Below are 21,415 nucleotides of genomic sequence, written 5' to 3'. Positions count from 1 at the left end.
CCGTTTTTCTCAAATGTTGCACAACGTGATTGTGTATTGTTTGTTACGGAAAATCAGCAATGATTTTCCGCAGAGAACTAAAATAGTAAAAAGTTAGGAATTTCCGCAAGGAAATTCCGCCGTAATGAATAATACACGTTGTTAGCTTTTGTGCAAAACTCCGCTTAAGGATTCATTACGTTTTACTTATTTTAGTTTTCATTCGTCTCAAGAGTTAGCTTTCCGTAAACTGGCTAAAACTCTGATCAATGCGATTCCGATTTGAGTGAGTAATTCAGATGTTGATTCTCAGATTCAGATTCCGCAAACGAGCTAAAAAGTCAGTCGTGGTTAAATTCCGCATTTGAGTAAGGTATTCCGTTATGCTTACCAATTTCCGTTAATTTTAAAATTCCTCACACAATTTTTCGGAATTATCTACCTTAAAACTCAAAAAAAATCGAGAATATAAACCAGGCATTTTTTCTGAACGCAAACTTGCTCATGCATTGAAGCTAACGGTCTCGGCTATGATTTCGTTGCGGAAAAATCCGCAGGATTCTTTCCGCCGTAGCCGAAAGATAGCAAATTGCAATGAAATTCCGATAGGAATTTCAGCCGCAATGGATTATAGCCGTTGTTAGGTACAGTTTTTTATATTTCAAGTTTTATTTTATGTATTCTATCATTTTTTCCAAAAGGTTTCCCATTAATAATTGGGATTTTAAGAACTATTTTGTCGTTAATTTTTAAAATGAGAGTGATTTCGTTCACATTCTCTTTATCCCTAATTTCATTAAGTGACCAAATATTAAATACTGTTTCAAAATCCTCTTCAATTTTATAATCTTTTTTGCTATTAGAAATTATATCTAATTCTGAATTAAACCAATCATGTTTTTTATTACCAAAGGTTTTAATTATGTATTTATCGGAATTATCATATGCAAAGGTCAAAGTTCCACTATAGAAATCAGAGTTTTTCTCTTTTTGGTCAATTTCATAACCAACATAAAAGTCAATATTAGAATTCGGTATCAAACTTGAAATGATTTTCAAATTTGATTTTACAATGGACTTATTACTATAATCATAAAATTCATAAATGTCTTTTTCTAAACAACAACCAAATTGATATGTCTTATAAATTTTATTCTCTAACTCGATTTGATGGCATTCTTTTTCAATATTATAGAGAATATTATTTGGCTTATCAAAATGACTTAATTCTATTTTTATATTCTTTTCAGTTCCTTCGCTTTGGATAGATCCTTTAGTTTCAGTAATATATTTCGCAATAAAAACACCATTTGTATCATCAAGAGAAATATGTTTTATGCTATAAGTTGTTTCTTTAGTAAAGTAGTTGCCAAAAAAAACTGAATCATGTGGAATTACTTTAAAATAAGAGGTTCCTTCATCATATTTTTCTTTGTTAGTCCAAAATGTATCTTTCGTTTTCTTTTTCTCTAATTCCTTTTGGTATTGTTGAATGGAATCTAATAATGTTACATTATTCTTTTCTAACGTTGAAATTCTTTTGTTCAGTTCATTAAGCTTTGAATTATTACAAGAAGTATTAATTAAGGCAAATAATAAAATTAATATGACTTTCATTTTGTTCATATTGTACCTAACGTAGGCGTATAAATTTCAGTTGCGGAAAATCGGTACGATTTTCCGATTGAGACTGAAAGATAGAAAATTGCAATGAATTTCCGTAGGAAATTCAGCCGCAATTGAATTTATACATTGTTGGGCACAGTATTTTTATTCATTTTATTTAATTCAGCATCTTTTTTCCAAATGAAGAATAAACTTGAAATGAAATTGAATATTACTAAAAGCCAAGTCCATTCAGTTTTTGTTTTTTTCTCCACATTTTTATAATTCCTAAGTCGGTAAATCAGATATCCGATTTGTAGTAAAATCAGTCCATTTACAATTGGTGCTTGATATTCAAATTCGACAACGTTATTAGTAATCCATTTGAAAAAGTCAACACTCCAAAAAGTCAACATATAAGCAATTCCGATAATTGATGGAATTGTCAGTAATATTTTAGTCAGTTTCGTCATATTCTATAAATTCCCAAGGAATTTCCTTTTTGAAGGTTTGAATACATTCCTCCATTAATTCAAGTGAAATATTTTCTTTAAAAACTCGTATTGTTCTGGTCTTTTTTGTGTCGTCTCTGAAAATTTCCGCAATCAATTTGTCGTTTCGATAGATTTCAACTCCGATTCCGTCACGTTCATTTACGTCACTTGCGATTATCACTCTATCTTTATTTTCTTTCATTTGCGTTCTGTTCGGATATTGTGCCCAACGGTCTCGTATAACCGTCAGTTACGGATTTAAAGTTAATAATTTTCGGTTTAGAACTGACGTTAGCAATTCCGAGTGGATTCGGACGTAGTCGAATCCGCCGTAATTGCGGTTATACATTGTTGGCACCAGTTTTTTTATTCATTTTTACATTAGTCCTCCATAAATGTTAGGATTGGTCAAAATATTGGTAATGATGTTAGTCAAAACATCTCCACCCATTTTTTTCAGTCGTTCTTTTATTTTGGAAGTTGTTTTTTCAGGTTCACGCTCATAGTTTTTTAGAATCTCTTTCAGCTCTTTGTATTCTTTTCCAGTTATTTCGTCTCTAACTGCTTCTGTAAAAAGATTTAGAACTATCTGTTGAGTATTATTAATCGTAATGTTTGTATTTCCAGAACTTTTTCCGCTTTCTTTTACAGGTTCTTCGGGCATTAATTTAATCGCTCGTAAGATTCCCATCATTTTTTGGTGATTGTCAGGACTTAATTTTTTTGTGTTTTCTTTGAAATCCTCTAAATCACTCGGAAAATATGTTTTAATAAATCTTTGAGATGAAGATTGCCAATTTTGATATTCGACTTTTTCACTCGTTCTATATACGGAATAAGTTCTGATGACTCCGCTTCCAGGTGGAACATAACTAATGGTATTAGTCAATTTTTCTCCTTGTGAAATTAAGTCATCTAATAATTTATTTTTCTCCATTAATTTTCTCGGTATTCGTGATTTTCAAATTGGTGCCAACGTATTTGTGTATGATTTTTTGCGGGAAAAGGACGCGAGTCGTTTTCCGATGTTTCGGAAAGATAATTAATAAGATTGAATTTCCTCCGAGAAAATTCAGCCGCAATTAATTATACACCTTGTTGGCAAATCGTTTTTATTCATTATCAAATTCATTCGGTTTTGGTGGAGACCCTAACGGAATATTTGTTATATCATATTTCTCAAAAAGAATGTTGTATTTAAAATAGTCAGAACCGTTTTGAGAATTAATTTTTTTAAACTGCCTAATAATTTCTTTTAGAGCTCTTGTTGTCGTTTCAATAGGATATTTATCTTCGACGTAAAAATGGATTAGAGCTGGCTTCAGTTTGTTTTTGTTGTGTTGATAGTTATGGTTTTGAGACATTATTTCATCGAGTTTTGCTTTTAAGAATCGAATTGGTTTTTTCTTTTTGTTCTTTCCGTATTCAATTAACAAAGAGTCATTCCTAACAAATAATAAATTCCGACTGAAGTAGCATCCAATTTCGCTCGAAGTAGGACAGTCTGCCAAACCAGTTAGATAGAAGATAGTGTCGTTTTTTACAAAGCGTAATCCAGATGATTTTCCCTCACAGGTTAATTCACTCATTTTTTTTCTTAACTCCGAAAAATTTGAAACCGAATCTAAATTTATAATTCCGATTTTATTGTGAAATCTAAAATTTTTATAGTCCTCAGAGAAAAAGTCAGTTAGAGTTTTTTTTTCACCCAAATTTGAGCAAGAAATAAAAATGATTAGTAATATTAGTATATAGTCTATATTTTTCATGATGTTGACCAACAATCTTATGTAGTTTTAAGTTACAGAATTGAAGTTAATATTTTTTCGATGAATAAAATACATTAGAGATTTCGTATAAATTCTGATATATTCGAATTCGTGGTAATCGAGGTTTTATATTGTTGTTAAAACGGTTTTTTATCGTAATTCAATCATACTTACTCCATAATATCCATAAGTTCCTGAAGGAAGATGTTTCATATATTGATTTAAAAGTTTTTTGAAATCAATTTTCTCGTAAATTAAATTTAGTATTTTTTGAGCTGTTATTTGTTTTTCAGGGAAATCCTTGTTTTCCTTTCCTCCAGGATAAATAGCTTCGAAATTTAGCTTTCTATTCATCTTATCTGTTAGAATGATAATATTTGTTTCATCTCCATCTAAAGCTCCAACACAATTATATTCTCTTGAAAATAAACTTCCACAGCTTTTCAGTGTTTCAATTTTTAAAGTTTCAAACTTATTCATTAATTTTTCCGTTAATAATTCAGGAATTATTATTTTTTGAATAAAGTCTTTAGATTTTCTTCCATATCGAGTTAAAACATTTATTAAAGGTCCTTTGTAGTTTCCGTCTTTAAATTCAATTAATTCTATAGTGTGAATTGAACTGTATTCAACTCGGTAAATTCTTTTATGTAAAATTCTGTCAAATTCTGTTTTAAAACTTTCTTCTTTTTTAACCGTTTGTGAATTCACAAAGCTAAAGTTCAAAAAAAAGACTAAAATCAGTAGCTTTTTCATAATGTTTGCCAACTGGTTATATGTGGATAAATATAAACATTATCCTGTAAATTTATTAGGGATATTAGGAACATTTGTTGCCGAATTTAATTTTTTTAACTGAGCTATTGCGTTGTCTAATGGACTTTTAATGCTTAATAAATCCTTTCTAGCTACGTGTGTATAGATCATAGTTGTTTCTGGTTTTGCGTGACCAAGTAACTCTTGTATGTGTCTTATACCTACACCTTGTTCTAATAAATGTGTTGCATAACTATGTCTTAAGGTATGTGGTGACACATTTGATGTGATATGTGCTAATTGACAAGATTTTTTTAAAAACTTTCTTACAGAACTGTCAGAATATTGTTGTCCTTGCTCGCCTTCAAAAAAGTATAATTTAGGAGTGTAAGTCACTAAATAGTTTTCAATTAATGGAATAACGCTTTCTGCTAAAGTAACATACCTGTCTTTTCGTCCTTTTCCGTTGTTAACAAAAATTTGCTTTCGGCTAAATTCAATATGATTAATTTTTAAATTTAAAACTTCACTTATTCGTAACCCTGATGAATATAATAAGGCTAAAATTGTTCTGTGCTTAATATTTTTGGTAACCTGTAACAACCTTATTAATTCCTGATAAGACAATACAGTTGGTAATTTTTTAGATTTTTTTGGTCTTACCAATTCTAAATTATTAATATTAATGTCTTCTATAAAAACTATAAATAACTTTAAACCACTTATAAACTGTCTTTGTGTACTTATGCTGTAGTTTTTTTTAATGTAAATATCTTCTATAAAACGCTCTACATCTTTATTGTTTAGAAGTGCTAAGTTTTTATCGTTGTAATATTCCACAAAATCTGCAACTAATTGTGTGTAAACATCTATTGTGCTTTTACTGTATCGTTTTCCTCTTAAGTATTTAAAAAAATGGTTTAAGGTTGCTCTGTTTTTTGCGGTTAAATTTCTAATTCTTTTTTTAGGAAAATCTTTAGCATCAGTCTTTTTAAAAAGTAATTTGCTATCTATTTTTGTAATATCCTTAAATTTTTTAAAAATTAATTTTAAATTTTCAGGAGTATTTAAAATATACCAACAAGATAGTGTTTTACTCCATTTAGCTTCCGGAATCTCTCTAATTACCTTAAGTAAATTGTCGTTGTATGGGAAAATTATTTTTATTTGATGATTGTCTTTGAAGTAAATTCTATCTAATTGTATTGTTGGGTTGTTTTGCATTTTTATTGAAATTTAAACAATTTACAAAAATATTCGTTTAAATGAAATATTCTAAACACTTAATTTTAACTTTTAAAATATGTACTTTTACACTCTTAAAATTCTTTAAAATCACAATCCTTTGATATCTAAAACATCTATAGATCAAGTTTACGAAACAGCTAGGTTAGAAGAAGTAATTGGCGATTTTGTTCAACTTAAAAAAGCTGGAAGTAATTTTAAAGGATTAAGTCCTTTTTCAGACGAGCGTACACCAAGTTTTATGGTGTCTCCTGTAAAACAAATATGGAAAGATTTTAGTACAGGTAAAGGCGGTAATGTTGTTGCGTTTTTAATGGAACACGAGCATTTTACTTATCCAGAAGCAATCAAATATCTGGCGAAAAAGTATAATATTGAGATTGAAGAAACCGAGCAAACCAACGAGCAAAAAGAAGCGCAAAATAAGCGCGAAAGCTTGTATCTAGTTAGTGAATTTGCAAACACATATTTTCAAAATATATTGCACAATACCGATAAAGGCAAAGCTATAGGTTTAAGTTATTTTAAAGAACGCGGTTTTACCGAGCAAACAATTAAAAAGTTTGATTTAGGTTATGCTCTTGACGATTGGAGCGCATTTACAGATCAAGCTATCAAGCAAGGTTATCAATTAGAGTTTTTAGAAGAAACTGGGCTAACTATAGTTAAGGAAAATAAGCAATTTGACCGCTTTAAAGGTCGTGTCATGTTTCCTATACAAAGTATGAGTGGTCGTGTGTTAGGATTTGGAGGTAGAATTTTAACCAACGATAAAAAAGCTGCTAAGTATTTAAATAGTCCAGAAAGCGAAATTTATCATAAAAGTAAAGTTCTATATGGTATTTACCACGCAAAGCAAAGTATAGCAAAAGAAGATAATTGTTATTTAGTTGAAGGTTATACAGATGTAATTCAATTTTATCAAACAGGAATAAAAAACGTAGTATCCAGTTCTGGAACAGCCTTAACAAGTGATCAAATACGATTAATAAATAGGTTAACCAAAAACATAACCGTATTATTTGATGGTGATGCTGCAGGAATGCGCGCATCTTTAAGAGGAATAGATTTAATCCTGGAGCAAGGGATGAATGTAAAAGTTTGTACATTTCCTGAAGGTGAAGATCCAGATAGTTTTGCAAAAAACAACTCTTTAACCGAGTTGACTGAATACCTAGAAGCAAACGCAAAAGACTTTATACAATTTAAAGCTTCTGTTTTGTACGAAAGCTCTAAGAATGATCCTATTAAAAAAGCCGAAACGATTAGAGATATTGTAACAAGTATTTCTAAAATACCAGATAGAATAAAAACCGAAGTTTATATCCAAGAATGTGCAAGGATAATGGATATTAGCGAAGAAGTGTTGTTTTCTACCTTAGCGCAATTAAATAAAAAGGAATCTGATCAAGCTGTAGCTAAATCGCAACCAACACAAAAGGCGTTTAATGTAATAAAGCACGAGCAACCTGTTAGAAAAGTTGATGTGCAATATGAATTAGAACGAAAGATTATAGAAATTCTATTATTATACGGTGATAGAAAAGAAGAATTTGAAGATTCTATTTTAAAAGAAAAAGAAAATGGAGAATTAGGTCTAGAAAAAGTGGTGCAAGAAGCCAGAGTATTTGAAAAAATATATCTAGATCTTCAAGAAGATGAAATGGAGTTTTTAAATCCGCAATTTAAAGCCATTTATTTTAAAATAATAGAAACACTAAATCAAGATCCGCAGTTTAAAATTCAAAATTTAATAAACACAATAGATCCAGTTTTGGCGCAAGAAATTACTTCCATTTTAATGGAAGACGAACGTTACACGTTAGCAGATTGGAAACGTAATAATATTTTTCCTAAAGAAAAAACAGATACAGTATCTCAATTAGTTAGCGAAACTATTTTGACTTTAAGGTGCTTTTTAATAGATCAAAAAGTAGCCTACTTCCAGCAACAAACCTTACAAAATAAAACCGAAGTCAATAAAGAGATTCTAGAAGAAGTAAAAGATTATTCTGGTTTAAAAATGTTATTGTCTAGAAAGTTAAACCGAGCGTTATAAATTTAAATTCTTTGCTTGACTTACAAGGTCTATTAGATTAGAAACATTTAGTTTTTTCATTAATCTAGCTTTGTAAGTACTTACGGTTTTTTCATTTATATCTAACTCTTCAGCAATTTCTTTATTACGTCTTCCGCCAGATAGTAACTTAAGGACTTCAACTTCTCTGGTAGATAATTTTTTAAAGTAACCACCTTTACCACCTTTAGTTTTGCTTAATGCAATTTTACTAGAAAGACTTGGACTTAAATATACACCGCCTAGATGCACTTTCATAATAGCGTCTTTTAGTGTAAGTAAATCTGATGTTTTAGATAAAAATCCGTCTGCTCCAGCTTTAATAGTGCTAATAGCATAAACATCTTCTTGTTGACCACTAAAAATTATAGTTTTTATATTAAGATAATCTTTGCGTAATCGTCTTAAAACACTAATACCGTTAAGTTTTGGTAAATCAATGTCACACATTAGGATATCTACAGATGTGTCTTTTAAAGCTTCAAATATAGCTTCACCATCCGCTACTGTTTTTACAATTTTTACATCGCGCGAGTCTGCAAACACAAGCTCTAACCCTTTGGTTACAATAGGGTACTGGTCTGCAACCAATAGTTTAACCATGGTTTAAATTTTTTTAATGTTTATCTAAAAAGATAGATAAGCGAGTTTATAGAAAAATAATAATAGCGAGTGTAAAGTTATGTAAAAAATAGAAAACTCTCAAAAATTATAGTAGTTCATTGGGGATTTTGCAAACAGGGATAGGATTCATTTTATGTAAATTATTGGTATTGTAACGTTTATATATTTTAAAAACTTCATATTCTCTGCCAGAAAAATCAGATAAAGTCTTTCCTTGCTCGTTCATCTTCATAGCCCATTCAAGCTCGGGATAACTAGCGCCTATCTGGTCTTCGTCACTTCTAGCATCGCCAAAAAGTCCATCGCTAGGTGCAGCCACAATTATTGAGTTTGGCACGTGTAAAAATTCGCCAATTTTATAAACTTCACTTTTCATTAAATCTGCAATTGGACTTAAATCTACGCCACCATCACCGTATTTAGTATAAAAACCAACGCCAAAATCTTCTACTTTGTTTCCTGTTCCTGCTACTAATAACCCTAATAAACCTGCATGGTAATATAAAGTAGTCATTCTTAATCTAGCTCTAGTATTTGCCAATGCCATATCTACAGTAGCTTGTTTGCCATCTAAAGATACTTCGGTTTTAAATTCTTCAAAAACTGGAGTTAGATCAACTCTAATGTCTTCTACGTTGCTATAGCGTTCTTTAAGTTGTTTAATATGTTCTTGCGCTCTGCTTACGTGACTTTGGGCTTGGTGTATAGGCATTTCTATACATAAAACCTTTAATCCAGTTTCTGCGCATAGGGTAGAAGTTACAGCGCTATCTATACCGCCAGAAATACCAACAACAAATCCATTAACCTTAGCGTTATTAGCATAATCTTTTAACCAGTTTACAATATGTTTAACAACTTTTTCTGTTTGCATAATCTTAGAATTTAAGTTAAAGTGTAGTACCTTTGTTCTAACAAATGTAAAGCAAAGCAGCTATTAATAAAAATTATGTTTAGTATATGTCTTATAGATTGTATATTTTTTCGGTATTAGCATTATTTCTACTTTTTAATTGTAAAGACAATAATGATAAAGTAAGTGAAGAAGTAGCTAATATTAACGTAGACTTAAATGTAGAACGTTTTGATATTGCATTTACAGATACTCCTGCAAGTCAATTTAGTCAATTAAAAGATGCTTATCCGTTTATGTTTGCTTCGCAGTATGATGATTCTTTTTGGTTAGAACGAAAAGCAGATACTTTAGATATAGAAATAGCTAAAGAAACCAGAGAAAAATTTAAGGATTTTAAAACTGAAACTAACGAAATAAAATTAATGTATCAACATTTAAAATTTTATTTTCCTACCACAAAAATCCCAAGAATAATAACTTTTAATGATCGTGTAGTGCATCAAAATCGAGTTTTTGTAACAGATACAATTACATTAATAGAGTTGGATACTTATTTAGGGAAAAACCATAAGTTTTATCAAGGTATGCAAAAGTATTTAGCACAGCAAATGGAGCCAGAATATATCGTTTCTGATCTTGCAGATGCTTATGCAAAGCGATATATTTTAGATACCAATAGAAAGACGCTTTTAGATGAAATGATTTATCACGGTAAGATTTTATATTTTAAAGATAAAATTATTCCCTTTAAATCTAATGCCCAAAAAATCAAGTATACACCACAACAGTTAGAATGGGTGCAATCTAACGAAGACTATATTTGGAGGTATTTTGTAGAAAAAGAATTGCTTTTTAGCACAGATGCAAAACTGCCAAATAGATTTATAAATCCTGCGCCATTTTCTAAATTTTATTTAGAACAAATAGATAACGATTCTCCAGGTAGAGTTGGACGATATATAGGCTGGCAAATTGTAAAATCTTATGCCGAAAAAAATGATGTAAGTTTAGTAGAGCTTTTAAATACACCAGCTCAAACTATTTTTAATAACGCTAAATATAAACCAAACAAATAATGGCAAATATTACTTCTGAAATAAAATTAAATGTAGAATTAGATGAAAACCGAGTTCCAGAAAAATTACACTGGACAGCAAAAGATGGCGGCGTACAAAATGCTGAAGCTAAGGCTATGATGTTGTCTGTTTGGGACAGTAAAGCACAAGAGTCTTTACGTATAGATTTATGGACTAAGGATATGCCAGTAGACGAGATGAAAGTGTTTTTTCATCAAACATTGGTAGCTATGAGTAATACGTTTCATCGTGCAACACAAGACGAAAAAATGTCTGCTACAATGAAAGATTTTTGTGATTACTTTGCTGAAAAATTAGAACTTAAAAAATAGTAGCTAAAACACTGTTGGTTACTTAGGTAAAATTAGTCATTCCGAGTAGAACATATGATCTAATATTGATTAAAATCTACTCGAAATGACGCTAAATTAAATGTGATATTTAAAATTAAAATACACTAATGGTAGTCAAATTATTTAACTACTATTTTAAATTGACCTAGTGCATTAGTGTTTTCTGTAACACTTAAAAGGTAAACACCACTTGCAAAGTTTACTGGAATATTTGTGTTTTGACTAATATTTTTGGTTGTAGATAATAAGATCTTACCAGTAATATCTGTTACAGTAATTTTAGCATTTTTAATGTCTTTATTACTGTTAAGTATTATAGTATTCTTTATTGGGTTTTTTACTAGAGTTAACTTGTTTTCTTCAAACAAATTAGTGCTTAAAGAAGTTGGGTTAATTTCATTTTTAGCAAATGCAACATTTGGTTCTGTAAGTGTTACATGAGGCTCGTTAGAATCTGGCATGTACCAGTTGTCAAAAGGTGTTATGTTGTTTACGGCTAATCTACCTGTTACTAAATTAGTAGGTGTATGGTACCAATTAACTTCATTGTTAGTTATTTGTAGTGCCATAGCACTAACTGTTGGTATAAAGTTAAAATAGTCTATTTGTAATGCGTTAAAAAATGCATTAATAGTTGGATCGTCACCTAAACTTCCAGATAATCCACCAAGATCAAATAATCCACCGGAAGCAGCATCTATACCGTCTGTATAATTAAATGCTTGGCTATCTGCAGTATTTGTAAAGTCACCGCAAAAGCAATACCATGGTAGATCTAAAAATATGTAGCTTACTTCGTTAGTTGTACTGTTGTAAGGTGTTAATCTAACTTTAAAAGTGGCATCTGTTCCTGTTGCAACATCAGGGATAAAGGTGTTTAAAATTTCGCGGTCAGGTAAAATATCTGCACCAGTTTTATCTGGATATCTTGCGTTTATTCCGCTTCCGTTTATAATGCTTACTTTTCTAACGCTTTCTGGGTAACCAGAAGTTGTTAAACTATTCAAACTATTGTAAAAAACAGAATGAAATGGATGTGGCGTTGGTAAAAGTATTGTTGGGTCAAAATCTACATCACTACCAGCAGCTAAATGAGCTTCAAATTGATCAAGTAGCATTTGTCTAGCAGCAGGAGATTTTAGCATTCCGTCTATTATAGGTTGAATAGATACTATACTTTGGTCACCACCAAGTCCTCCAACATCTAATCCATAAGCAAGCCTGTTAAATAAACTTTGAAACCCAATAGGAACATTAGCACCTTGTTGAGGTGAATCAAAGCTAATCCATAACCTAGTATCGTGTGGCATGTTTTGGTTCTCCATATAGTTTAAAGCAAATCTAGAGATTAATCCGCCCATACTTGGACCTATTATTACATTTTCTTCGATACCTACTTTTTGAGCGTTTATAATGTTAATTAATTCCACAAGTAACATTGCGTTTCTTTCAATAAAATCTACGCCACCATCAATAGTTACACCATCAGATGCTCTTGTATACACAGGGAAATTTAAAACGACAATATCAAATCCTTCGGTTCTCATCTCGTCACCAAGGTTAGAAAACGTACCATTATCGTACGTAAAATCTAATAGACTGTATATTGCAGGAATGTCTCTAGAGTCACTAGGGTCAAAACCATCACAGACAATGATAGGCTTGTCTAAAATATTATCACTACTAAGGTAAATGTCGTATTCTCCAGTTCCAAAATTAGCTGCTTCACCGTAAGCAGTTAAGTCTGGTGTAATTGTAGAATTAAACGTAGTGATAGCCATGTTTTGTTGTCTATTTAAATCGGTAGCAGACAAGACAATATCTATGGTAGATTTGCTTATGCTTGAGCTTCCGTCTGTAAATAGAATTTTAGTGTCTAATGTTTTGCTTCCAGCAGTTTCAAATTCTATAGTAATTGCTTGATTAAAAGGAAGGTTAATAAAACCATTTCCAAAGTTTATGCTAACACTTGCAATTTGCTTATTTGTGGTATTATAAATGTTTTGATCATTAAGTATAAATTTAGTTTTTAAACCTTTATGTTTTAAAAATAAAGGCGCCGCAATACTTATGGTGTTTTTATTGAAAACCGAATTGTTTCCAGTGGTATTTATAATATTTTGGTTAGCATCTAACGCAATTCTACCATCAGAGAAAGCCTCAGGTTTTATGTTTTCAAAATCTACATTTAAAATTCCAATTGGCACAACTTGATTTTCGGTAGCGTATCTTAATTCTTTTTCATTGATTGCAGGAAATCTATTATTAAAATCTCCAGCTTTAATTAGATTGTAAGTTTGTAAAAAAGAATGAGAACTGTTTGTGTTTTGTTGATATTTATTGATGTTATGTAATGTAGAAATTGGAACTAAAATAGAAGTTTCTAGATTAGATTTGTCAATATTTTTTAATTTGTTTTGTGCATTTACATTTAAAGAAAAACAAAAAATTAACAAAAAAAAGTAGCGATATTTCATATATTCTTAATTTTTGGAGGCGAAATATACGAATTATTTAAAATAAAAAAAGCTGAAAGAAAAATCTTTCAGCTCAGTTTATCGAAAAGCGTAGAAAATTATTCGCCTAAAAACGGGTATCTGTAATCTGTTGGAGTTACAAAAGTTTCTTTAATCATTCTTGGTGAAACCCAACGTAATAAATTTAATGCGCTACCAGCTTTGTCGTTGGTTCCTGATGCTCTTGCGCCACCAAATGGTTGTTGACCAACTACAGCACCAGTAGGTTTGTCATTAATGTAAAAATTACCTGCACAGTTTTGTAATGCTTTAGTAGCTTCTACAATAGCATATCTGTCTTGCGCTAAAATAGCACCTGTTAAAGCATATTCACTTGTGTTGTCTACTAATTCTAAAGTTTCAGAGAATTGATCGTCTTTAAATACGTAAATTGTAATTACTGGACCAAATAACTCCTCTTGCATTGTAGTGTATTTTGGATCTGTAGTAAGTAAAACAGTAGGTTCTATAAAGTAACCTTTAGATTTATCATAGTTTCCTCCAACTAAAACTTCAACATCTTTATCTGCTTTTGCTTGATCTATATATTTAGCAAGTTTATCAAAAGATCCTTCGTGTATTACAGCTGTGAAGAAATTATTCATATCTTCTGGAGAACCCATTTTAAAAGATTTTACATCTTCAACAACATAATCTTTAACTTGGTTCCAAATACTTTCTGAAATGTAAGCTCTAGAAGCTGCACTACATTTTTGACCTTGAAACTCAAAAGCACCTCTAACAATTGCAGTAGCAACTTGTTTTGGGTTAGCAGATTTATGTGCAACAATAAAATCTTTTCCTCCAGTTTCTCCAACTATTTTAGGGTAAGTTTTATAGTTATGAATGTTGTTACCTATTTTTTTCCATAATTCTTTAAAGATAAATGTAGAACCAGTAAAGTGTAATCCTGAAAAATCTGGACTGTCTAAAACGGTATCTGTAATCATTACAGGATCACCAAAAACAACGTTAATAACACCATCTGGTACACCAGCTTCTTTAAATACATCCATAACAACTTTTGCAGAATAGATTTGAGAATCACTAGGTTTCCAAACTACTACATTACCCATCATTGCCATACAAGATGGTAAGTTACCTGCAATTGCAGTAAAGTTAAAAGGTGTAACAGCGTAAGTAAAACCTTCTAATGGACGATATTCTAACCTGTTCCAAGCATCGCTTGTGCTTTCTGGTTGATCATGGTAAATATCGGTCATATATTGTACGTTAAAACGTAAAAAATCTATAAGCTCGCAAGCTGAATCTATTTCAGCCTGATGTATAGTTTTAGATTGAGCAATCATCGTAGCAGCATTAATTTTTGCTCTGTAAGGACCAGCAATTAATTCGGCAGCTTTTAAAAATATAGCAGCACGTTGTTCCCATGGTGTATTTGCCCAAGTTTTTCTTGCTTCTAAAGCAGTGTTAATTGCTTCTTCAACGTGTTTTTTTTCAGCTAAATGATAAGTTCCAACAATATGTTTATGGTCATGAGGCGGAGACATTGTTCTTGTGTTTCCTGTTGTAACATCTTGTCCATTAATGTACATTGGCACATCAACTTGAGTGTTGATCATTGTTTTGTATGCTTCTAATACCGCTTCACGTTCTGGCGATCCTGGAGCGTAACTTTTTACAGGTTCGTTAACTGCAATAGGTACGTTAAAAAATCCTTTTCCCATAATTGAAATTTGAGTTTTAATTCTAAAATTTTGTCAAACAAAGGTACAATTTTAAAATCGTTTTAAAGGGTAATCCTGTATTGATATTAGTTATTTAATTCATGATTTTTTTTTGTAAGTTGCTTGAGGTTAATAGATCTAAGTATATCCATAAATAATTAATAATGAATGATGCTATAATTTTAACATTGGCGTATCCAGAAACCATTGTAATGGTCGCAGAAGAGTGGTATTCTCCTTATTTAAAATATTTTGGGATAGGAAAACAGGATTATGTTAGAGCAGGACATGCTGCAATGGTATTAATTAATAAGAAAACAGGAGAATTAGAATATCATGATTTTGGTCGATATATTACACCAGAACCAACCGGTAGAGTTAGAGGTAAACTTACAGATAACGAATTGGATTTTCCACTAAAAGCTACTATCGTTAATGATGACATTGAAAATTTAGATGAAATACTTTCGTTTTTAGGGACGCATCCTAAATTAACTCATGGCGATGGTATTTTGCTTGCTTCGGTTTGTAAGCGTGTAAATTATAATAAGGCTAAGCTTCATATTAAAAAAATGCAGCAAAAATCGTTTATTTATTATGCAGCTTTTAAGAAAGATGCTTGTAATTGCGCTAGGTTTGTAACCGATGCATTAATTGCAGGTGTAACTTGTGATGGAATTAGAAAACAATTAAAACGCAGTAAATGGTTTACGCCAAGTACGGTAGGTAATGTAATAATCGCTAATACAGAAAATCAAGTGTTTAAGGTTGATGAAACTGGAGAAATTTCAATCTTTAAAGGTTCTCAAACTTCTGAAAATATTAGATGTTTTTTAGATCGATTAAAAAATCATACGCCAAATCTAATTGGTACACAATTGCCAAAACCTATACATGGGATTTCTAAAAAAGCACAATGGTTATCTGGAATTGCTGCTGGTGCTTGGTTTGAATTAATAGATTTAGATGAAGAATGTCAATTTGAATTTAGACGAATTTCTCCTTACGGAAATATAGATGTACACGCTACTTTTTTAGTAGATGATAAAGCGTTTGATTATTACACGCAATGGGAATTTGTGCACTATTCTAATTGTAGTTATTTTCATGTCAAACAAAAAGATAAAGTGTACAGATTTGATAGATTGAATTAATTTATGGCGAATGGTGTGCTTAAATTAAATTTAGGAATTGCAACTTTAAACCCTTTTGTAGTTGTAAAATTAACCATATTGTAAAAACCACGCATTGCACCAAATGGAGACGTAAGTAAGCAACCTGAAGAATAGGTATGAGATTCGCCTGGTTTAATTACTGGTTTTTTGCCTATAACACCTTCGCCAGTTATTACTTCTTTTTTATTTAAAGCATCGTAAATAATCCATTCTCTAGAATTAAGCTGAACATAATCTTTGCTTTGATTTTCTATGGTAACTTGGTAACCAAACGCAAAGTGAATTTTATAATTTTTATAAAATGTCCCTTCAAAATTTGTTACTACAGAGATTTTAATTCCTTTTGTAATTTGTTGTACCATAATAGATTATGCCAATTCTTGTGGTGTAAAAATAAGAAATAATAGTCTAATTTTATGGTTTTAAAGGCTTTATATTGGGTTTTTTAACGATTAATTAGTAATTCCTACCGAGTTTTTTTCACCTAAACCTATAATTTGGTCATATCTAGCACCAAGTTCTCTGTAGTAAACTAATACTTTGTAGTTGTTTTCTGTTTGCCAAAAACTACCGCTTATTGCAGTGTGATCTATTGTTTTGTCTTTGTTTACTATAACATATTTGTAATTGTAGAAACCTTGCTTTAGTAAAAATGAGGTATTGTAAACACCTTCATCTTCAAAATATTCCATTTTATTAAAGTCTTCAATTTCATAATTATTAAAGTTGCCGTAAACGTAAATATGTTGTCCTTGTTTAAGTGCTTTGTATTGCAATGTAAAATGTACTCTAGCATAATCTGCTTCGGTATCTGGGTTATTAACATCTAATGCGGTGATTTTAAAATTTCCGTTAATATCAGGATTGTAAGTATATCTTTGACTAGCTCTAGATACATTTGTAAATAAATAGGTGTTATAAAGGTCTTTAAGATCTATAAATTGCACACCATTACTTGCAGCTCTAATTTCTTTATTTTCAAAATATAAAAACTCGTTTCCACCGTAAAAACTAGACTCTTCATTGTAGCGATAGGTAAGTTCATTCGCTAATATATATTGAGGTTTTAAGGTGGTAATAGCTGTTTTTAAATTGTTGTTTTGTATTACAACTGTTTTTACGGTTTGTTTAGGATTTACAAATTGTATTTGGCTAGAATTAATAGTGATATCAACAGATTGTTTCTGGTCTATTTCTTTTACATTTCTGGATCTTTTAATTGCTACACCAACATTTGCTTGTTGTTGGTAAACCATAAATTTTCTAGAAAAAACTATATCGTCATAATCATCATAGATTGTAATCATATAATTTCCAGTAACCTTTATCGCTTTAGTAAATTGGTTAGGTATAGATAATTTGTAATGCGAAAAAGTCTGTAAGGTGTTAAACGAGTTTTGATAATTTCTTATACGTTGCTCGTCAAAACCATCTAAATATTCAGATTCTACTAATTGCGATGGTGTCCAATCAAAGTTGTAGTGTTTAATTTCGTAGTAATAATCTTCTTCTTGACCGTTTAGTGCATCAAACTCTAGTATTAATTCTTCACCAAGTTTAATAATAGGTAATTGGCTTTCAGAAGTTCCGCCATTAAAATAGATTGTTTTTAAGTAATCTGGAGGCGTAATTTCAGTTGCTTTTTGAGCTGTTAAATTGTAACTAACAAAAAAGCAAAGAGTTATAATTTTAAATAATCTGTAAGACATCAAATAAATATTTTGGTAAATATAAGCAAAAAGAATGCCTAAGCATATTTGCTTATTTAGAATTAGTATAAATAAAGTTTTAAGAACTGTTAAAGGTTAGTTTTGAAGCATAAAGTTTGTATTTTTGCACCGATTTTTTTTAACTAAAATGACTTAAATAATATGTCAAACGACATTAAAATTAAAAAAGGTCTAGATATTAAGTTAAAAGGTGAAGCCGAAAAGGTGACTGAAAATGCTATAGTTAGCAACTTTTACACGATTAGACCAGAGGATTTTCACCAAGTTATTCCAAAGTTAGTAGCTAGAGTTGGTGATAAGGTAAAAGCAGGTGATACTGTTTTTTACGATAAAGCTAACGAAAACATTAAGTTTGTATCTCCTGTTTCTGGAGAAATTATCGAGATAGCTCGTGGTGAAAAACGAAGAATTTTATCTATCAAAATTCAAGCCGATAATGAGCAATCTTACCAAGACTTTGGATCTTTAGATGTAAATACTGCAACTGCTGAGGCAATCAAATCTAGATTATTAGAATCTGGATGTTGGGCATTTGTAAAACAACGACCTTACGATGTTATTGCAAAACCAAACAGTACGCCAAAGTCAATTTTTATTTCAGCGTATGCTAGTGCTCCATTAGCTGCAGATTTAGATTTTACTTTACAAGGTAAAGAGGCAGAATTACAAGCAGCAATAACGGCATTAAGCAAACTTACAGAAGGCAATGTTAATGTGTCTGTTGGAAAAAACAGTAATTCACCTTTCTCTAACATAAAAGATGCAACTATCCATAAGGTTTCTGGTCCGCATCCTTCTGGAAATGTAGGAACACAAATTAACAAAATAGATCCAATAAATAAAGGAGAAGTGGTTTGGACATTAAACGCGCAAGACCTTGTAATTATTGGAGAGTTATTTTTAACAGGAAAATTTAATGCAGAGCGTATTGTTGCTTTAGCAGGATCTTCTGTTAAAAAGCCACGTTATTTCCGTACTAAAATAGGAAGCGAAGTAGCAACAATGGTTTATGATAATGGCGTGGATAAAGACGGTAACGACCGTATTATTTCAGGTAATGTATTATCAGGAAAACAAATAAAACCAGATGGATTTTTAGATTACTACAGTAATATAATTACAGTAATTCCAGAAGGTGATGATTATGAGTTTTTTGGATGGAATAAGCCAATCTTTAATAAGATTTCTACATCAAGAGCATTAACGTTTTCTTGGTTGTCACCAAACAAAAAATACGATTTAGATACAAATACAAATGGAGAGCATAGAGCTTTTGTAGTAACAGGAAGTTACGAAGAAGTGTTCCCATTAGATATATATCCATTACAAATCTTAAAATCTTGTATGTATAAAGATTTAGATGAAATGGAAGCTTTAGGGATGTATGAGGTAGCACCAGAAGATTTCGCGTTAACCGAATTTATCTGTGTGTCAAAACAACCACATCAAAAAATAATTAGAGAAGGATTAGACTTAATGCTTAAAGAGATAGGATAATGGGTTTAAAAAGTAATTTACACAATTTAAAAGAAAAGTATAAAGGAACCAAAATGGCTCCTGCATTTAATGCAATTCATACTTTTTTATACTTGCCTAACGAGACTACTCACGGAGGAACTCATGTAAAGGCAGCAGACGACCTAAAGCGTACAATGAATACTGTTATCATGGCATTAGTACCATGTTTAATATTTGGTATTTTCAACGCAGGTTACCAACATTATGCAGCAATAGATGCAGCAGCAGGTATAACTAGAGAAGCATCTTTGTTTGGTAATTTCTTAACATGGGACAACTTTATTGTTGGAGCTTGGACAGTTTTACCTTTAGTTATAGTATCTTATGGAGTTGGTCTTTTAATCGAATTTATTTTCGCTGTAATTAAAGGTCACGAAGTAGAAGAAGGATACCTTGTAACAGGTATGTTAGTGCCATTAATCGTGCCAGTAGATATTCCATTATGGATGTTAGCAGTAGCTGTGATTTTTGGTGTTGTAATAGGAAAAGAAGTGTTTGGAGGAACAGGAATGAATATCCTAAACCCAGCATTAACTATTCGTGCATTTTTATTCTTTGCATATCCAACATGGATGTCAGGAGATAAGGTTTGGGTTCATGAAGCTGTAGAAAGAGCAGGAACACCAGACGCTATTTCAGGAGAGACATTATTAGGAGCATACGCTCAAAATAGTAGTTTAGCAGGAATAGATTATATGGATATGTTTTATGGTTTCATACCAGGTTCGGTTGGAGAAACTTCAAAATTATTAATCATTCTTGGTGCGTTATTTTTAATCTTTACTAAAATAGGAAGTTGGAGAATAATCGTTTCTACACTAGTTGGAGCTTTAACAATGGGATTAATTTTTAATGGTGTTGTAGAAGCAGGTTGGATAGGCGAAGGAAGCAAATTCTTTGGATTAATGAGTGTGCCTTTCTGGCAACATTTAATTATAGGTAGTATTTTGTTTGGAGCAGTTTACATGGCAACAGATCCTGTTACGGCTTCTCAAACTAATAAAGGTAAATGGATTTATGGATTCTTAATTGGTTTCATTTCAATTATGATTCGTGTGTTTAATCCGGCTTATCCAGAAGGTGTTTTCTTAGCAATCTTATTAATGAATGTTTTTGCACCAACTATAGATCATTACGTAGTACAAGGAAATGTAAAACGTAGAATGAAACGTTTAAAAGTTAAAACAGCTTAAGTCATGTCAAATAAAACAGATAGTAATATATATACAATTCTATTCGCTATTGGTATGGTAGTAGTTGTTGGTGCATTATTAGCATTTACAGCAGCTTCATTAAAGCCTACAATTGCCGAAAATGAAAGAATGGAAAAACAACAAAACATCCTTTATGCAATGGGTGTAAATGATAACGGAGAATCTGATGTTGCTTTTATCTCTACAGATAAAGTTGCCGATGCTTTTTCTAAATACATCACTAAACAAATTGTTATTAATGGTAACGATATTAAAGAAGATGAAAATGCTTATTTAATAGATGTAAAAAAAGAACAAGCTAAAGCAAAAAGTGGAGGCGTTAGAAGATTACCATTATTTGTAGGAGAAAAGGACGGAACGACTTTTTACATAGCACCTATTTACGGTAAAGGATTATGGGATGCAATTTGGGGATATGTAGCAATGGATCAAGACATGGTTGTTCAAGGTGTTTACTTCGATCATAAAGGTGAAACTCCAGGATTAGGAGCTAACATAAAACAACGTTATTTCATGGATGATTTTTACGGTGAAAAGCTTTTAACAGACAATGGTGTTTTTAAAGGTATTACTGTAGCAAAAGGTAATAACGATCCTAAAAATGAAATCAAAGACGATAATGAGGTAGACGCATTAGCAGGTGCAACAATCACAGGAGATGGTGTTTCTGCAATGATTAAAAATGATCTTAAATTATATCAGCCTTATTTTCAAACATTAAAAAATAAAGCGAACTAAAT

The 21,415-nt window shown here is 31.1% G+C and carries 19 protein-coding genes; 7 read left to right on the top strand and 12 right to left on the bottom strand.

The window, feature by feature from the left end; genetic code table 11:
• Positions 1–633: 633 nt before the first annotated feature.
• The 6 genes from IFB02_RS02460 to xerA form a co-directional block, all read right to left on the bottom strand.
• The gene (locus tag IFB02_RS02460; protein ID WP_191072994.1) at positions 634–1,596 is read right to left on the bottom strand and encodes a hypothetical protein; all 963 of its coding nucleotides are present in this window, start codon (positions 1,594–1,596) and stop codon (positions 634–636) included.
• Positions 1,597–2,040: 444 nt separating this feature from the next.
• On the bottom strand, positions 2,041–2,280 hold the full coding sequence (locus IFB02_RS02455) for a hypothetical protein (protein ID WP_191072993.1): 240 nt from the start codon (positions 2,278–2,280) through the stop codon (positions 2,041–2,043).
• A gap of 174 nt (positions 2,281–2,454) precedes the next feature.
• A complete protein-coding gene (locus tag IFB02_RS02450) occupies positions 2,455–3,015 on the bottom strand; it encodes a hypothetical protein (RefSeq protein ID WP_191072992.1) in 561 nt (186 codons plus the stop codon).
• Positions 3,016–3,190: 175 nt separating this feature from the next.
• Positions 3,191–3,847 carry a hypothetical protein gene (locus IFB02_RS02445; RefSeq protein ID WP_191072991.1) on the bottom strand — a complete coding sequence of 219 codons (657 nt, stop codon included), beginning with the start codon at positions 3,845–3,847 and terminating at the stop codon, positions 3,191–3,193.
• 150 nt (positions 3,848–3,997) lie between these two features.
• Complete coding sequence (locus IFB02_RS02440; protein ID WP_191072990.1) at positions 3,998–4,603, bottom strand: hypothetical protein; 606 nt, start codon at positions 4,601–4,603, stop codon at positions 3,998–4,000.
• A gap of 39 nt (positions 4,604–4,642) precedes the next feature.
• Entirely contained in the window at positions 4,643–5,827 is a 1,185-nt protein-coding gene (gene xerA, locus IFB02_RS02435) for a site-specific tyrosine recombinase/integron integrase (protein ID WP_191072989.1), read from the bottom strand.
• A 121-nt stretch (positions 5,828–5,948) separates the two neighbouring features.
• Between xerA and dnaG the strand changes: the two genes are divergently transcribed.
• Entirely contained in the window at positions 5,949–7,907 is a 1,959-nt protein-coding gene (gene dnaG, locus IFB02_RS02430) for a DNA primase (protein ID WP_191072988.1), read from the top strand.
• On the opposite strand, the gene IFB02_RS02425 is transcribed toward dnaG, so the two are convergent.
• The gene (locus IFB02_RS02425) at positions 7,902–8,528 is read right to left on the bottom strand and encodes a response regulator (protein ID WP_191072987.1); all 627 of its coding nucleotides are present in this window, start codon (positions 8,526–8,528) and stop codon (positions 7,902–7,904) included. The genes dnaG and IFB02_RS02425 overlap by 6 nt on opposite strands.
• A gap of 106 nt (positions 8,529–8,634) precedes the next feature.
• The gene (gene nadE, locus IFB02_RS02420) at positions 8,635–9,423 is read right to left on the bottom strand and encodes an NAD(+) synthase (protein WP_106686645.1); all 789 of its coding nucleotides are present in this window, start codon (positions 9,421–9,423) and stop codon (positions 8,635–8,637) included.
• A gap of 86 nt (positions 9,424–9,509) precedes the next feature.
• On the opposite strand from nadE, the gene gldB reads away from it, so the two are divergent.
• The gene (gldB, locus tag IFB02_RS02415; protein WP_106686646.1) at positions 9,510–10,481 is read left to right on the top strand and encodes a gliding motility lipoprotein GldB; all 972 of its coding nucleotides are present in this window, start codon (positions 9,510–9,512) and stop codon (positions 10,479–10,481) included.
• Positions 10,481–10,813 (top strand): gliding motility protein GldC, encoded by a 333-nt coding sequence (gldC, locus tag IFB02_RS02410; protein ID WP_165569182.1) that lies wholly within the window; start codon positions 10,481–10,483, stop codon positions 10,811–10,813. Before gldB ends, gldC begins: the two co-directional genes overlap by 1 nt.
• Positions 10,814–10,953: 140 nt before the next feature.
• Here gldC and IFB02_RS02405 read toward each other — a convergent pair whose 3' ends face one another.
• Both IFB02_RS02405 and pruA read right to left on the bottom strand, forming a co-directional pair.
• The gene (locus IFB02_RS02405; protein WP_106686647.1) at positions 10,954–13,311 is read right to left on the bottom strand and encodes a T9SS type A sorting domain-containing protein; all 2,358 of its coding nucleotides are present in this window, start codon (positions 13,309–13,311) and stop codon (positions 10,954–10,956) included.
• A gap of 98 nt (positions 13,312–13,409) precedes the next feature.
• Complete coding sequence (gene pruA / locus IFB02_RS02400) at positions 13,410–15,038, bottom strand: L-glutamate gamma-semialdehyde dehydrogenase (protein WP_106686648.1); 1,629 nt, start codon at positions 15,036–15,038, stop codon at positions 13,410–13,412.
• Positions 15,039–15,202: 164 nt separating this feature from the next.
• Here pruA and IFB02_RS02395 point away from each other — a divergent pair, with 164 nt between their 5' ends.
• Complete coding sequence (locus IFB02_RS02395) at positions 15,203–16,192, top strand: DUF6695 family protein (protein WP_223878865.1); 990 nt, start codon at positions 15,203–15,205, stop codon at positions 16,190–16,192.
• Here the strand turns inward: IFB02_RS02395 and apaG are convergent.
• Both apaG and IFB02_RS02385 read right to left on the bottom strand, forming a co-directional pair.
• Complete coding sequence (apaG, locus tag IFB02_RS02390; RefSeq protein ID WP_191072986.1) at positions 16,189–16,575, bottom strand: Co2+/Mg2+ efflux protein ApaG; 387 nt, start codon at positions 16,573–16,575, stop codon at positions 16,189–16,191. The two genes, IFB02_RS02395 and apaG, sit on opposite strands and share 4 nt — an antisense overlap.
• Positions 16,576–16,665: 90 nt before the next feature.
• Entirely contained in the window at positions 16,666–17,922 is a 1,257-nt protein-coding gene (locus IFB02_RS02385) for a type IX secretion system plug protein (protein WP_191072985.1), read from the bottom strand.
• 162 nt (positions 17,923–18,084) lie between these two features.
• Here IFB02_RS02385 and IFB02_RS02380 point away from each other — a divergent pair, with 162 nt between their 5' ends.
• Genes IFB02_RS02380 through IFB02_RS02370 form a run of 3 tightly spaced genes read left to right on the top strand, consistent with a single transcriptional unit; the run spans position 18,085 to position 21,413 of the window.
• A complete protein-coding gene (locus IFB02_RS02380) occupies positions 18,085–19,440 on the top strand; it encodes a Na(+)-translocating NADH-quinone reductase subunit A (RefSeq protein WP_191072984.1) in 1,356 nt (451 codons plus the stop codon).
• On the top strand, positions 19,440–20,654 hold the full coding sequence (locus IFB02_RS02375; RefSeq protein ID WP_106686653.1) for an NADH:ubiquinone reductase (Na(+)-transporting) subunit B: 1,215 nt from the start codon (positions 19,440–19,442) through the stop codon (positions 20,652–20,654). The genes IFB02_RS02380 and IFB02_RS02375 overlap by 1 nt, the downstream gene beginning before the upstream one ends.
• Before the next feature lie 3 nt (positions 20,655–20,657).
• Positions 20,658–21,413 (top strand): Na(+)-translocating NADH-quinone reductase subunit C, encoded by a 756-nt coding sequence (locus IFB02_RS02370; RefSeq protein WP_106686654.1) that lies wholly within the window; start codon positions 20,658–20,660, stop codon positions 21,411–21,413.
• The last annotated feature ends 2 nt before the right edge of the window (positions 21,414–21,415 follow it).

The sequence above is a fragment of the Mesoflavibacter profundi genome, assembly GCF_014764305.1.
In the GTDB taxonomy this organism is placed as follows: domain Bacteria; phylum Bacteroidota; class Bacteroidia; order Flavobacteriales; family Flavobacteriaceae; genus Mesoflavibacter; species Mesoflavibacter profundi.
The sequence above is the reverse complement of the archived record's forward strand: the minus strand, read 5'-3'. Positions and strand labels throughout refer to the sequence as shown.